Source organism: Luteolibacter sp. SL250 (genome assembly GCF_026625605.1).
GTDB lineage: Bacteria > Verrucomicrobiota > Verrucomicrobiia > Verrucomicrobiales > Akkermansiaceae > Luteolibacter.
Genome location: NZ_CP113054.1, coordinates 2381408 through 2394305, shown reverse-complemented (window position 1 = coordinate 2394305; position 12898 = coordinate 2381408). Strand labels below are relative to the sequence as shown.

Annotated in this window: 11 protein-coding genes; 6 read left to right on the top strand and 5 right to left on the bottom strand. The window is 63.4% G+C overall.

All coding sequences use genetic code 11. The features are described from left to right. Window positions 1–41: 41 nt before the first annotated feature. The 3 genes from eno to OVA24_RS10580 all read right to left on the bottom strand — a co-directional run bounded on the left by eno (window position 42) and on the right by OVA24_RS10580 (window position 4841). Window positions 42–1340 carry a phosphopyruvate hydratase gene (gene eno / locus OVA24_RS10590; protein WP_345783430.1) on the bottom strand — a complete coding sequence of 433 codons (1299 nt, stop codon included), beginning with the start codon at window positions 1338–1340 and terminating at the stop codon, window positions 42–44. Between the two features lie 32 nt (window positions 1341–1372). After that, window positions 1373–3208, bottom strand: coding sequence for a GreA/GreB family elongation factor (locus tag OVA24_RS10585; RefSeq protein WP_267675215.1), 1836 nt, complete (start codon window positions 3206–3208; stop codon window positions 1373–1375). Window positions 3209–3413: 205 nt separating this feature from the next. Continuing rightward, window positions 3414–4841 (bottom strand): FAD-dependent oxidoreductase, encoded by a 1428-nt coding sequence (locus OVA24_RS10580; protein ID WP_267675214.1) that lies wholly within the window; start codon window positions 4839–4841, stop codon window positions 3414–3416. Window positions 4842–4952: 111 nt separating this feature from the next. On the opposite strand from OVA24_RS10580, the gene OVA24_RS10575 reads away from it, so the two are divergent. After that, on the top strand, window positions 4953–5813 hold the full coding sequence (locus OVA24_RS10575) for an AraC family transcriptional regulator (RefSeq protein WP_267675213.1): 861 nt from the start codon (window positions 4953–4955) through the stop codon (window positions 5811–5813). A 36-nt stretch (window positions 5814–5849) separates the two neighbouring features. Next, window positions 5850–6506, top strand: a complete 657-nt coding sequence (locus tag OVA24_RS10570) for a phytanoyl-CoA dioxygenase family protein (protein ID WP_267675212.1) — start codon at window positions 5850–5852, stop codon at window positions 6504–6506. Window positions 6507–6512: 6 nt separating this feature from the next. On the opposite strand, the gene OVA24_RS10565 is transcribed toward OVA24_RS10570, so the two are convergent. Together OVA24_RS10565 and OVA24_RS10560 are read right to left on the bottom strand one after the other, a co-directional pair. Beyond that, window positions 6513–8087 carry a LamG-like jellyroll fold domain-containing protein gene (locus OVA24_RS10565; protein WP_267675211.1) on the bottom strand — a complete coding sequence of 525 codons (1575 nt, stop codon included), beginning with the start codon at window positions 8085–8087 and terminating at the stop codon, window positions 6513–6515. Further along, window positions 8084–8665 carry a sigma-70 family RNA polymerase sigma factor gene (locus tag OVA24_RS10560; protein WP_267675210.1) on the bottom strand — a complete coding sequence of 194 codons (582 nt, stop codon included), beginning with the start codon at window positions 8663–8665 and terminating at the stop codon, window positions 8084–8086. The genes OVA24_RS10565 and OVA24_RS10560 overlap by 4 nt, the downstream gene beginning before the upstream one ends. Before the next feature lie 187 nt (window positions 8666–8852). Here OVA24_RS10560 and OVA24_RS10555 point away from each other — a divergent pair, with 187 nt between their 5' ends. The 4 genes from OVA24_RS10555 to OVA24_RS10540 are packed head-to-tail and all read left to right on the top strand — an operon-like array spanning window position 8853 to window position 12895. Further along, window positions 8853–9647, top strand: a complete 795-nt coding sequence (locus tag OVA24_RS10555; protein WP_267675209.1) for a hypothetical protein — start codon at window positions 8853–8855, stop codon at window positions 9645–9647. A 59-nt stretch (window positions 9648–9706) separates the two neighbouring features. Further along, on the top strand, window positions 9707–10690 hold the full coding sequence (locus OVA24_RS10550; protein WP_267675208.1) for an FAD:protein FMN transferase: 984 nt from the start codon (window positions 9707–9709) through the stop codon (window positions 10688–10690). 8 nt (window positions 10691–10698) lie between these two features. Next, window positions 10699–11958: an FAD-dependent oxidoreductase gene (locus OVA24_RS10545; protein ID WP_267675207.1), complete on the top strand. Its 1260-nt coding sequence runs from the start codon at window positions 10699–10701 to the stop codon at window positions 11956–11958. Further along, window positions 11951–12895 carry a hypothetical protein gene (locus OVA24_RS10540; protein ID WP_267675206.1) on the top strand — a complete coding sequence of 315 codons (945 nt, stop codon included), beginning with the start codon at window positions 11951–11953 and terminating at the stop codon, window positions 12893–12895. The genes OVA24_RS10545 and OVA24_RS10540 overlap by 8 nt, the downstream gene beginning before the upstream one ends. Window positions 12896–12898: the final 3 nt, after the last annotated feature.

The window sequence follows — 12898 nt, the reverse complement described above, 5'->3', positions numbered from 1 at the left end:
TGAGATTCAGCGCGGAGATCAACGACCGCCGCGCGGGGCAATCACTTGCCGAGGACCTTCAGCTTCTTGATGCCGAAGACCGCGTCGTCGCCCAGTTGCTCCTCGATGCGGAGCAGTTGGTTGTACTTCGCGATCCGGTCGGAGCGGCTCATCGAGCCGGTCTTGATCTGGCCGCAGTTCGTGGCAACGGCGAGGTCGGCGATGGTGCTGTCCTCGGTCTCACCGGAGCGGTGGCTGAGCACGGCGGTGTAGCTGTTCTCCTTGGCCAGCTCGACGGCGTCGAGGGTCTCCGTGAGGGAACCGATCTGGTTGACCTTGACGAGGATGGAGTTGGCGACGCCGGCCTTGATGCCTTTGCCGAGGAAATCGACGTTGGTGACGAAGAGGTCGTCGCCGACGAGCTGGGTCTTCGCACCGATCTTGTCGGTGAGGACCTTCCAGCCATCCCAGTCGTTCTCGGCGCAGCCGTCTTCGATGGAGATGATCGGGTAGCGCTTCTGGAGGTCGGCGTAGAAGTCGACCAGCTCGGAAGCGGAACGGACGGATCCGTCACCCTTCTTGAAGACATAGGCGTTCTTCGCCTTGTCGAAGAACTCGGAGGAAGCGACGTCGAGGGCGAAGGCGATGTCCTCACCCACCTTGTAGCCGGCCTTTTCGATGGCCTGGCAGAGCACCTGCATGGCATCTTCCACACCGTCGAGGGACGGGGCGAAGCCACCTTCGTCACCGACGGCGGTGGAAAGGCCGCGGTCGTGAAGCACCTTCTTCAGGGAGTGGAACACTTCAGCACCGTAGCGGAGGGACTCACGGAAGGTCGGCGCGCCGACGGGCACGATCATGAACTCCTGGAAGTCGATCGGGGCGTCCGAGTGGGCACCGCCGTTGATGACGTTCATCATCGGCACGGGGAGGACCTTCGCGTTCGGGCCGCCGACATACTTGTAGAGCGGTTGGCCGAGCTGGGCGGCGGCGGCTTTCGCCACGGCGAGGGAAACGCCGAGGATGGCGTTGGCACCGAGCACCTTCTTGGTGGAGGTGCCGTCGAGCGCCAGCATGGCGGCGTCGATGGCGGCCTGTTCGGTCGCGTCGAAGCCGAGAAGCTCGGGGGCGATCTTCGCGTTCACGTTCTCAACGGCCTGGGTCACGCCCTTGCCGAGGTAGCGGCTCTTGTCGCCGTCACGAAGCTCGACAGCCTCGTGCTCGCCGGTCGATGCACCGGATGGCACCGCGGCACGGCCGATGGCACCACCTTCAAGGTGCACATCGACTTCAACGGTGGGGTTGCCGCGCGAATCGATCACTTCGCGGCCGCGGATTTCAACGATGGTGGTAATGTCCATGGTATGGTTATATAGGCAGAGGGGTGTGTCCGTCAGGGATTGAACGGCTTGATGGAGCGGATCGTCAGGGTTTGCAAGGCTTCCGTCACGGAATCCCGGACTTTCACCTCGTCACCGACGGTGCGTTCCATGAGCGACTTTCCGACTTCGGAGAGGTAGGAGACAATTTTCTGTTCCGGCAGGGAGTCCCATGCGCCGAGGACGGTCATAACGATCTCTTTTCCGGATTCATCCGTGAAGGTGATGACCGTTCCGGCGTTCACCTTGGAAGCATCGGACCCCTTGAAGTCGGTGCCGCGGGCGCGGGCGATGTCCTTCTCCAGCTCGCTCTTGCGGCGCATGAGGACCTTCTGGAGGTCCTTGGCGGACTTGTATTCGAAGTTCTCGCGGAGGTCGCCGTAGGAACGGGCGATGGAGATATCCTTGGTGTTCTGCGGGATGCGGACGCGGATGAGTTCGTCCAACTCGATTTTTTTCTTCTCCAGGCTGTCCCAGGAAACGAGGAGCGGCTCCTCTTTCTTCCCTTCCCCGCCCACCAGTTCGGCGGTTTCCGGGCGGGCCTTGATGATCCGGGCCATCAGGGACTTCTTCTCCAGCTCGGCGAAGACCGGGCAGTCGAGAAGCCTGCGGGAGAAGTTCCGGGCCTCGTTGATGTCCATAGCCTCCACCAGATCCTGGAGGAGCGTCTTGTCCTCGCTGAGCAGCGTCTGGAGACGGGACGTTTTCCGTGGCCCGTCGGAAAGGTGGTCGTTCTCAAGCAGGTTGAGGATGGAGGCTCCCACATCCGCGCTGAAGACCTCGGCGGAAGCTCCCTTCCGCTCACGGCACACCCAGATCAGGGCATCCGGTCCGAGCGCGCGGCGGGCCAGTGTCGAGCGCAGGTGGTTCTCCAGAGCTTCCAGCTCGCCGCGGTCCGAAAGGATACGGGCGATCTCGGTGACGCCACGGGCGCCGACCTTGTCAAAGACATGGACCATTTTTTCCACCCACTCGTCGCCGAAGGCATTCGGGAAAGCTTCGTAGATCGCACGCTGGCGGCCGGAAGGAAGGGTGCCGGCCTCCTCCGCCAGCTTGAAGGAATCCGCCGTGAGGATCAGATCGGAAAGGCGGACCGCGGTCGGGTCGAGTTCCAGCGCCTTCGAGGAGCCGATGACTTCGTCCCGCGCGGCCACCAGTTGCAGTGCCTGGCCGAGCTGGACACGGGCTGCTTTCTTCGCGCCTTCGTCGATGTCATGGAGCAGGCGCTTCAGGGCATCGGAATCGTTTTCGAAGGCACCGATATCGGCGGCGATCGCCTCCAGAGCCTTGATCATGCCCTTGATGTCGCGGGCGGCCTCGAAATCCGCAACCAGCGACTCGGCGGGCGTGCGGTCGCTGTCCCGGAGGACGAGCGCCTCGGTCCGCTTCTGGGGCACCACCACGCGGCGGCTTTCCTTCAGCGTCTTCTTCGCGGAGTCCCACCATTTTTTGAAATTGCCTTCCGCCACCACTCCGCCGGAGATCTCCTTCTCGAGCGCCTCACCGGTCATGCTGCCGCCGTGGCTCTGGAGGAGGTGGACGATGAGTTCGACCGGATCCTTCTTCGCCAGCGTGCGGAGTTCCTCGAGTTGCTCGATCTTCTTCGCTCGGAAGTCATCGGAGGGAATCCACTCGGTCTTCTGGAACGCGAACTGCAGTTCCATCATTTGGCCGGAGGACCGCTCGAAATCGATGGTCACTTTCTTTCCGGGAAGGTCCCAATCGACCACTTTTCCGGCTCCGAAGGATTTGTGCAGGCAGAAATTTCCGGGAGCCAACTGGGAAAGCCGCTCGCCGACAGGTTTTGGAATGCGGCCGGCGTCAACCAGCTTCGCCACATCAGGATGCATGCGCGGAGGATGCGAACCAGTCTCATAAAACGCAAGGCATTCCCTGTGGAAATCTGGCCGCATCCTGCATCCAAGCCTTCGGAATCCTTGGTCACCGGCCCGAATGGATGACCTCGCGGGCTCCAGCGGCGGCAGGCGGACGGCGCACGGACCACCCGATGCAGCGGCATTCCACGGCATTGGATGGTCCGGGCACAGGATGCCCTCACGCCTTCCTCACTTTCTTCTCCAGCACCTCCGCCACTTCCTTCCACTCCACCTCATGGGGCAGGCGTTTGCTGGTGGCGGCGACCGCACCGGCCGCCCCCGCCGCCTCTCCCATGGCCACGGCATTTCCAGTGACACGGTAGCTGGCATGGGCGATGAAGTCTCCGCTGATGCACCGGCCCGCCATCATGAGGCCGTCCACATCGTTCGCGATGAGGGCGCGCAGCGGGATGTCGTAGGGGGTGAACTTCGTCACTCCGCCCCGCTCGATGGTGAGCTTGTCGTTCTCCTCCTTCGTCTTCGCGTGGATGTCCACGCCGAAGGTCACGCGCGCCACCGCATCCTCATGACGCGCGGCGCTCATGAGGTCATCTTTCTTGACCACATAGCGGCCCTTGATGCGCTTGCCGTCCCTGACGCCGATCTGTTCCGCCGTCGCCACCACCTGGAGGCCGTCCCACACCCCGCCCAGCTTCCGCAGGGAACGGCTGATGCCGAAGATCTCCTTCCGCGCCCGGACCGTCGCCGCCGTCATCGCGTCCGCATCGTCCGGACGGATACCGTATTCATGGTTCAGCATCAGCAGGACGATGTTGTCACGGATGTGGAAGATGGTCGGCATGCCGTAGGAAGGATCGATCCCCGCTTTCCGGATGTCCGCCTTCAGGTTCTCCGTGGCCTTCACGTGCCAGTTCAGGTCACCTTCATAAAAGGAAACGTAGTCCCGCATCTTCGTGATGTCCTTCACTGCCGCGATGGCGTTCATGGTCAGGGGCTGGCAGAGGCAGCGTGAGGACTCCTCCTTGCCCATCTGCCCCAGTTCCCAGTCGCACCCGGCCAGCGCGCCGAGCACACCGTCCCCGGTGGCGTCGATGAATACCGGAGCCCGCCACGCCTCCCGCCCGGAGGCGGACTCCGTGACGATGGTGGTCAGCCGCCGCCCGTCGCGGTAGGCGGCCACCACCCGCGTCTGCAGGCGGAACTTCACGCCCGCCTCCGTGCACATGTCCTCCAGCAGGAGCTTCATCTCATCCGGCTCATAGACGAACACCTTCGGGCTGGTGCCGCGCCGCGCGCCGCGCTCATCCAGCTTCGAACGGATCTCTTTTGTCAGGCCCGGTTTGTCGAAGTCGAAGATCCACGTCAGCAGCCCCGCCGTCCACACGCCACCGAGACAGCCGTGGACATCGAACAGGCGGACCTTCGCACCCGACCTGGCAGCGGCGATGGCGGCGGATACACCCGCCGGTCCCGCACCACAGACGATCACATCCGCGTCCTCGATCAGCTTCAGATCGCGGGGCGGCTCACCGAAAACGCCTTTCGCACCCTTCGGAATCTCCTGACCCAACAGTGGAACGGTCATGGAGCCAGCCAAGGCGGCGTGGATGAACTTGCGGCGGGAAACGTCTGATGAGGTTTGCATGATTTTCAGAAAGGTAAATTTGACACCTGATGACAGGATGAAACCCTGACAGTATGGCATTTATCTTTGATAGGGAGCGGAAACATGAAACATTCATAGCACAAAAGGAACATGCGAAGCACAGACCCCACTCCCCGCTTCTCCAGCTTGATCGACCGTATGCTGGATCGGGATCTCCCCCGTGGAGTCCACTTGGCGAACGAACCCGGGGCACCGACCGGCAGCCATGGGATCCTTCCCTACCCGCGCTTCAGCCTCTGTCTCTCCGGAACAGCCCGCTACGATGTCTCCGGGGATGGAGGCACCCGTGTGATCACCCTCGCCCGGGGAGAGGCCATCGCGGCGGCACCCGGCTGCCTCATGGAGCCGCATCCCCGGTCTCAGTATCTCGCTCTCGGCATTGTCTTCACCCCGGAGATGACGCGCTTCCTGCTGGCGCGGAAAAACCCGGGACAGCACCGCTTCCTGCTGGCCCACCACTCCACCGCCTTGCTGGATGAGGAAACCGGCCAGTTCTTCCGCGCGCTGACCCGCCCCTCCCCCCGGCCGCCGGAGGATCCCTACCTGCGGAAGCTGCTGCAACTGCTGCTCGTCAAGTCCCGGGAAATGGTGGAGTCGGCGCAGCCCGTCCCCTCCTCCCGCAAGGCATGGTTCACCTGGCAGTCCGCTTGCCGATTCATACAGGAAAACTTCTCCCAACCCATCGGACGTCCGGAAGTGGCCGCCTTCCTGAACCTCCACCCGAACCACCTTTCCCGCCTGTTCACTCGCTTCAGCGGCTGCAGCTTCAACCAATACCTCCTGGACATCCGCCTGCGCCACGCGGCGGAAATGCTGGCCGATCCCAGGATGAACATCGGCGACGTCGCGCGGGCCTGCGGGATTCCGGATACCAATTACTTCATCCGCTGCTTCCGCAAGCGGACGGGACTGCCTCCGGCACGCTACCGCTCCGCTGCAGATAAGGATTGAGCCGGGAACAAACCACCTCTCATTCTTTCTCCATCCATGGATCTCGAGAAGGAAGGCTACCGGATCATCCGCTCCGTGTTCACGGAAGAGGAGGTCGCGCGGTTCCGGGAGGAGGCCGACCGTGTCGCCGCCGCCGCGGGTTCCGCGTGTGTGCGGCATCTCCGGTCGCACTCCGGTCTTTTCAGGGACCTCGCCCTGGAAGAAAGGCTGCGTGTGCTGCTGCCGGGTGATCCCGTGCTCGCCCGGAGCATTCTTTTCGACAAGACACCGGAGGAAAACTGGCCGGTGGCCTGGCACCAGGATCTCACCATCGCCCTCCGCAGGCAGGAGAATGTTCCCGGCTACGGTCCATGGTCCGTCAAGGACGGCGCACCCCATGTCCAACCTCCCGTTGCCCTGCTACGGAACATGGTGACCATCCGTATCCATCTGGATGACACGCCTGCGGACAATGGTGCACTGGCCGTGGTCCCCGGCAGCCACCTGCACGGCCGCATCCCCGCGTATGAGGTCGCCACGTATGTCCGGCATCCCGTCATCTGTGAATGCCAGTCGGGAGACATCCTGCTGATGTCCCCTCTGATCCTCCATTCGTCAAAACGGGCGGTGACTCCGCGGCGCCGCCGGATCATCCATTTCGAATATGCCCGGGAGGGAGATCTCGCGGAGAACCTGGAGTGGCTGGAATCCTGATGCCCGCTACGGAGCCTCGTGATGCTTCATCAGGTGCTGGATTTCCTTCTGCACCAGCGCCCGGTCGAAGATGAACACCTCGTCCATCGCTCCATGGTAGAAATTCCTCAGTCCCGGCACGGGAACACTATGCCTGCCCAGAATGACGCCGCTCTCCGCGTTCCGCACGTTGGTTTCCACCCGGAAGTCCTCGCGTTGTGAAATGGGTTCCAGATTCCCATCCACGTAAAAAAGGACGTTTCCCGGAACTTCCGGCCTGCTCCCCGGTCCCAGCACCACCGCGATGTGATGCCATTTTCCGTCACACAGATCCGTGGTTCCGACCACCCTGCCGCCGTAGGTCCCGATCCGCAGCTTGCCCTTCGTTCCATGCTTCGACCAATCCACGGCGATCTGCCACACCCCGTATTCCGTCGCACTGCCCCACGAAAGGATCCCCTGTCCGGCCGAAAGATCCCCCTCCGGCAGCCGGATCCACATCGCCACCGTGCGGGGCAGCGCCCCTTCGATCCCGGGATAGCCGGATTCCGCGAAAGATCCCACGCCATCGAAGGACAGCGCTTTTCCCTTCACTCCATCGATCCACGCCGGCGGTGTGCCGATTCCAAAGCCGAAGGCATTGGAAACATCGCTCCGCAGCTTCATCGCCGCGTCGCTCCCCATCGCCAGATAGCGGCCAGAGTCCGCCCCGGCTTCACCCGCGCCTTCGTCGAAGCTCCAGTGGACGTAACCGCCCTCCCGTTCCGACTGGGCCGGAATCCTTGTGATGAAAGCACTCGCATCCGCGCTCCCCAGGCTGGTACTGCCTCTTTCCACCCTCAGCGCGTCCCCCTCGAACAGGGAGATCTTGCCGCGGTTCGCCGGGTTCATCGTGACCATTCCCGTCAGGACATGCACCTCCGTGGTGCCGTCGCCGGACGCCCGCATCCCGAACTCCGTCCCCAGGTCCACGACCTTTCCCTCGTGGGTTTCGACGGTGAAACCGCGTGCGGAAGGCGGGCATTTCACCGCCAGCCTGCCGACGTTGAGCTTCATGTCCATCCGCCCTTTCATCTCCACGTCGAACGGGCCTTCCAGGATCACCTTCGCACCGTTGCTCAGGCGCAGTTCCAGCAGACCCGCCAACGCCCTCAGACGATCTCCACGTTTGACCCGCCCTTCATGGATGCCGCTTCCTTTCTCCCATACCAGGGACTCGGAACGCGCGAGCATCGCCACCGGTTCCAGCAAGCCTTTCCCCCACCACGCCCCGACAAGGGACAGCAGGATCATGGCCGCCCAAGCCAGCCACCGGCCGCGCTGCTCCCTGCCCAGCACCTGCCCCACCCGGTCGATCACCCGCCAACCGTTGTCGCCCATCCCTTTCCCGGCACCCAGCCGCATCATAACCTCCCGCGCTGTCAGCTCCCCCGTCGGGTCCGTCATCGCCGGGGCCAGCAGGCGGTCCATCCCCACCATGTTCACCGTCGCCTCCAGGACCTCTTCCGACTCCTGGCACATCGCCAGCAGCGCCTCCCGCTCCTTCGCGGTGAGCGTTCCTTCCAGCAATCCCGCCACCAGATGATTCCAGTCCGTACTCATACCGATTCCGATGGATGGTCCAAAACTCCGAGTTTACCCCTCACACAGTCCCCCAGAACCATGCGCAGACGGTGCAACTGCATGGAAACCGCCGATGGTTTCCTCCCCAGCCTGCCGGACAGTTCCTCCAGAGACTCCCCTTCCTCATAGCGGGCCCGCAGCAGGTTCCGGGCGGGATTCTCCAGCCGCTCCAAGCACCGCACCAACGCCTCCAAGGCAGGTCCGTCCCGGTCATCGTTGCCGAATCTCGCTTCCAGCCCGGCATCCAGCAACGCCTGCAGCTCTTCATGGGAGCCGACCAGCTCCGGCCGGTTTTTCCGCCGGAAATTCGCCAGCAGTTTCATGGCAATGCCGCGGAACCATGGCTTGATCGGACGGTCCGGGTCACAATCCCCGATCCGCCGGAATGCGGTCATGAAGACCTCCTGCGCCAGATCCTCCGCATCATGGGAGTTCCGTAGCCTCACGGCGAGGCAGGCCCGCACATCCGCGTGATGCCGCTGCACCAGGATCGCGAACGCACCCAGGTCCCGCTTCTGCGCGGCGCGGATCAACTGGGGCTCGTCATTCGGTTCCATCGGTTGCTTCGGAAAGTATCACCTCCATGAGTGTACTGTTTCCACCCCCGATGTTCAGCACCGGAAATTTTTTCTCCCGAGGAAATTCAGGAAATCCGCCCCATCCCCCAACTTTCATGTGCTGAAATTTCCACCCGCGACAGTACCCCGTTGAAGGCCCCTTCCGCCGACACTCCCGAAAAGCCCCATGAAATCCCTACTGCCCACCCTGTCCCTCTGCGCATTCCTCGCCCTTCCGACCGCCTCCGCAGCCGTGATTTACCAGCACAGCTTCGGTGGAAGTTCGGCGAACACACTGAATGGTGTTTCCCTCGACACCGCCAGTGGCCTGCACGGAGGGTCCGCGGGAACCACCTGGCTCGCCAGCGACACCCGCTTCCTCGCTGACGGCTCCACCACGAACGCCGCCACCTCAGCCGCTGCCTACGTGCCATTTTCTCCCGTCAACGGTTTCATCTACACGATCTCCCTCGATGTCACGGCAACCGCCATGACCTCGAACACCGCACGCTTCACCATGAGCCTGCTCGACTTTGGCGGGACTGGCTCCCCAAGCCTCGGCGCTGACTTCCAGGCTACCGCCAACCACACCACCTACGGCACCATCGGTCTGCGCACGAGCGACTTCAATGACTCGGGAAACAAATACAACTTCCTTACCTGGACGGGTGCGGGGACCGGCGGAGCCAGCCACCTCAACCACACCACCCCCGGCACGTGGAACCTCTCCATCATCCTGGATACCACGGTGACCAACGCGTGGACCCTGGCGCTGATCGGCACCAGTGACAGCGGCCAGATCCTTTCCCGCACCGGGACCATTCCATCAACAGCGAGCATCGACCACATCATGCTTACCAACTACCAGCGGATCGAGGTCGGCATGGAAAGCTTCTCCGTCACCGCCATCCCGGAGCCGGGACTCACCCTGCTGTCCTCCATTGGCGGCCTGCTGCTGTTCCGCCGCGCCCGCCAGGGGTGAAATTCCCCGGAGAAAAATCCTGTCTTTCCCGTCCACCCGGATAATCTGAGCGAAACCCCATGTCCTTCCGCTTCCTGTTGCTGGTGCTGCCCCCGCTGCTTGCCGCCTTGCCGGCCTCCGCGGAGAAGTTCCGTTTCGAGCGGCCGCTCATGGGCACCCGCTTCATGGTGGTCTGTCATGCGGACGACAGGGAGACAGCGACCAAGGTGGCCAACGCCGCTTTCCGGGTCGCGGAGGAACTCAACGCCACCGCTTCCGACTACCTGCCGGAAAGCGAGCTTTCGATGCTTTCCTCAATGCCCGTCGCCAAACCCATCCCACTCTCTCCGTTGCTCTACGGGTTGCTCGAGCATTCCCGCCGCATGGCCGAGGCGACTGGCGGAGCCTTCGACCCGACGCTGGGGCCCCTCACCCGGCTCTGGAGGGAGACACGGGACCAGCGCCGCCTGCCGGATGCGGAAAAGCTCCGATCCGCCCGCGAGCGCACGGGATGGCGGAACTTCACGCTCGATCCGGAATCGCAGACCATCACCCTGCACCGGGAGAACATGGCTTTCGACCTCGGCGCGGTGGCCAAGGGCTACGCCGCCGACCTGATGCTGGAGTCCCTGGCGGAACACGGCATCCGCAGGGCGATGATCGCCGCAGGAGGGGAAATCCGGCTGGGTGACGCGCCGCCTGAGCGCGACGGCTGGCGGGTGGCCGTGCAGACCTTCGACCCCGCGCGTCCCGATGACATCGTCGTCCTTTCCAACGCCGCCGTCTCCACCTCCGGAGATCTTTACCAATCGGTGGAGATCGACGGCATCCGTTATTCCCACATCCTGTCTCCCCCTACCGGCCTGGGCCTGAAGCAGCGCGTCGCCGCCATGGTGATCGCGGACGAGGCGAAGCTCAGCGATGCCCTTTCCACCGCGGCCTGCGTGCTCGGCCCGGATTCATCCGAACAGCTGCGGCATTTCCCCGGACTCCGTGAACTGAAAGTGATGACACCTCAGGAAAGCCTCGTCCGTATTCCCGGAAACATCCCATCCACCCATTGAACCCATTTATGAAAAACAATCGCAGAGCGTTCATCCAGAACACCCTTCTTGGCGCCACCGGCCTTGGTTTCGCCATCGCCTCCACCACCGAGGTCCGCGCCGCGGAGGTCGCCAATGCCGCCGCGGCCGATGTGACCGATGATGTCGACGTGCTGGTCGTCGGCGGCGGCACGGGCGGAGTCATCGCCGCCATCCAGGCAGCACGCGCGGGTGCCAGCGTCCTGCTGGTGGAGCGTCACAGCCAGCTAGGCGGGACCATGACCACCGGCGGCGTCGCCTTTCCCGGACTGTTCGATGCCTGGGGCAAGCAGATCATCGCGGGTATCGGCTGGGAACTGGTGAAGGAAAGCGTGGAACTCGACCAGGGCACCTTCCCGGATTTCGCCAAGGTGCCGCAGCGCCACTGGCAGAACCAGATCCAGATCAACCAGTTCCTCTACGCCATCCTCGCGGAGGAGAAGTGCGAACAGGCGGGCGTGAAGATCGCCTACTACGAATCCCCACAGACGGTGACCAAGACGGACGGTGGCTGGGAGGTGGCCTGTGCGGGATTCGGCACCCGGCGGAAAGTGACGTGCAAACAGATCGTGGACTGCACCGGCGGAGCCGAGGTGGTGGGACTGGCCGGATTTCCCCGCCAGCGCGAGGAGGAGCGCCAGCCGGGATCCTATCTGTTCATGCTGGGCGCACCCAATGAGCCGGGCCGGAAGCAGACCCACCAGCTCTACGTCCACGGCGCGGACTCCACCAACTCCCGCACCGTGACGGAAGCGAACCTCACCGGACGCAAGTCCATCCTCGCCAAGGTGCGGAAGGATACCGGCAAGCGGCTGATGCACATGCAGTCCGAGACCGGCTTCCGCGAAAGCTACCGCATCGAGGGCGAAACAGTCATCACCGTGAATGACTACCGCTCCGGCAGGAAGTTCGACGACGCCGTCAGCAACGCCTTCTATCCGGTCGATCTGCACACCAAGAACGGCGTGAAGCCGGAACCACTGAAGCCTGGCACGGTGCCCACCGTCCCGCTGCGCGCCCTGATTCCCAAGGGCAGCCGCAACATCATGGTCGCCGGACGTTGCGTGAGCAGCGACCGCCTCGCGAACTCCGGTCTGCGGGTGCAGGCTTCCTGCATGGGCATGGCGCAGGCCGCCGGTGCCACCGCCGCGCTGGCCGCGAAAAAGGGGACCACTCCGATGGAGGTTCCGCTCAAGGAGATCCACGACTTGCTCCGCACCCACGGCGCCATTATCCCGGGGGATGTCTAAGAGGCAGCAACCGAAGCTCGGCACGCTCCCGCGCCGGACGGTATCCCTGCTCACCGCACTGACCTTCCTGGTCCTCGCGGTGACGGGGATCGTCGCCTTCATCCAGCCGTTCTCCATCGGCATCATCGGCCTGCATTCGCTGATGGGCTTCGTCTTCATCGGTCTGATCGTCCTCCACATCGCGAACAACAGCCGCCCGCTCGGCAGTTACCTGCGGAGCAAGGCCCTGTGGGGAACCCTCGCCGTCACCTCCATCCTCACCGTTCTTTTCTGGTGGCAGCCGGCCCCCGTCAGGGCGGTGCTGGGCCTGAGCGGGAACCTCGGTCCCGCCATGGAGCGGTTCGAAATGGACGCCGAAGGGATGGCCTTCGACTACAGCCCGTCACCCGCCTACAAGATGCGGCTCAATGTGAAACCGGGTCCCACCTACAAGGCGGACAGCCCGCCGCAAGTGGCCATCTGGCTGGAAAACCAGGGCGGCTATCACATCAAGACGCTGCTCGCTCCCGTCTCCAAGGAAGAGACACCTTATTGGTCCTTCAAACATGCGGGGTGGGAAAAGGCCCGGCGCGAGGCGGAGGAGCTGGGCGAGGTCGATGCCGTCTCCTCCCCCACTCCGAACGGATCGTTCGATCCCGCCGACTACATCCTGCCCAACTCAACGAAGGACTCCACGCCCTACAGCCTGGTGCTGGAGGTCAACCAACCCGGAGACGACCAGGCGTCGCTGGTCTATTCCGTCGAGATCGACAACAGCCTCCCCCGCACCTTCCAACTGCTCGAACTGCGCGGCTATCCCAAGCGTGAGGAAGACGATAAGGACGGAAAGGAAAAGTGGGGGCTGTATTACGTCGATGATTCCTTCACTTCCGCGCTCGATCTCATCGACAGCGTCCTGCTGACCCTCCAGCGCACTGCCCCGCAGTCCACGGATTGAACG

Bases quoted from the DNA above. Each gene is read 5' to 3' on its own strand.
- eno (WP_345783430.1), bottom strand. From the start codon at position 1,340: ATGGACATTACCACCATCGTTGAAATCCGCGGCCGCGAAGTGATCGAT.
- OVA24_RS10585 (WP_267675215.1), bottom strand. From the start codon at position 3,208: ATGCATCCTGATGTGGCGAAGCTGGTTGACGCCGGCCGCATTCCAAAA.
- OVA24_RS10580 (WP_267675214.1), bottom strand. From the start codon at position 4,841: ATGCAAACCTCATCAGACGTTTCCCGCCGCAAGTTCATCCACGCCGCC.
- OVA24_RS10575 (WP_267675213.1), top strand. From the start codon at position 4,953: ATGCGAAGCACAGACCCCACTCCCCGCTTCTCCAGCTTGATCGACCGT.
- OVA24_RS10570 (WP_267675212.1), top strand. From the start codon at position 5,850: ATGGATCTCGAGAAGGAAGGCTACCGGATCATCCGCTCCGTGTTCACG.
- OVA24_RS10565 (WP_267675211.1), bottom strand. From the start codon at position 8,087: ATGAGTACGGACTGGAATCATCTGGTGGCGGGATTGCTGGAAGGAACG.
- OVA24_RS10560 (WP_267675210.1), bottom strand. From the start codon at position 8,665: ATGGAACCGAATGACGAGCCCCAGTTGATCCGCGCCGCGCAGAAGCGG.
- OVA24_RS10555 (WP_267675209.1), top strand. From the start codon at position 8,853: ATGAAATCCCTACTGCCCACCCTGTCCCTCTGCGCATTCCTCGCCCTT.
- OVA24_RS10550 (WP_267675208.1), top strand. From the start codon at position 9,707: ATGTCCTTCCGCTTCCTGTTGCTGGTGCTGCCCCCGCTGCTTGCCGCC.
- OVA24_RS10545 (WP_267675207.1), top strand. From the start codon at position 10,699: ATGAAAAACAATCGCAGAGCGTTCATCCAGAACACCCTTCTTGGCGCC.
- OVA24_RS10540 (WP_267675206.1), top strand. From the start codon at position 11,951: ATGTCTAAGAGGCAGCAACCGAAGCTCGGCACGCTCCCGCGCCGGACG.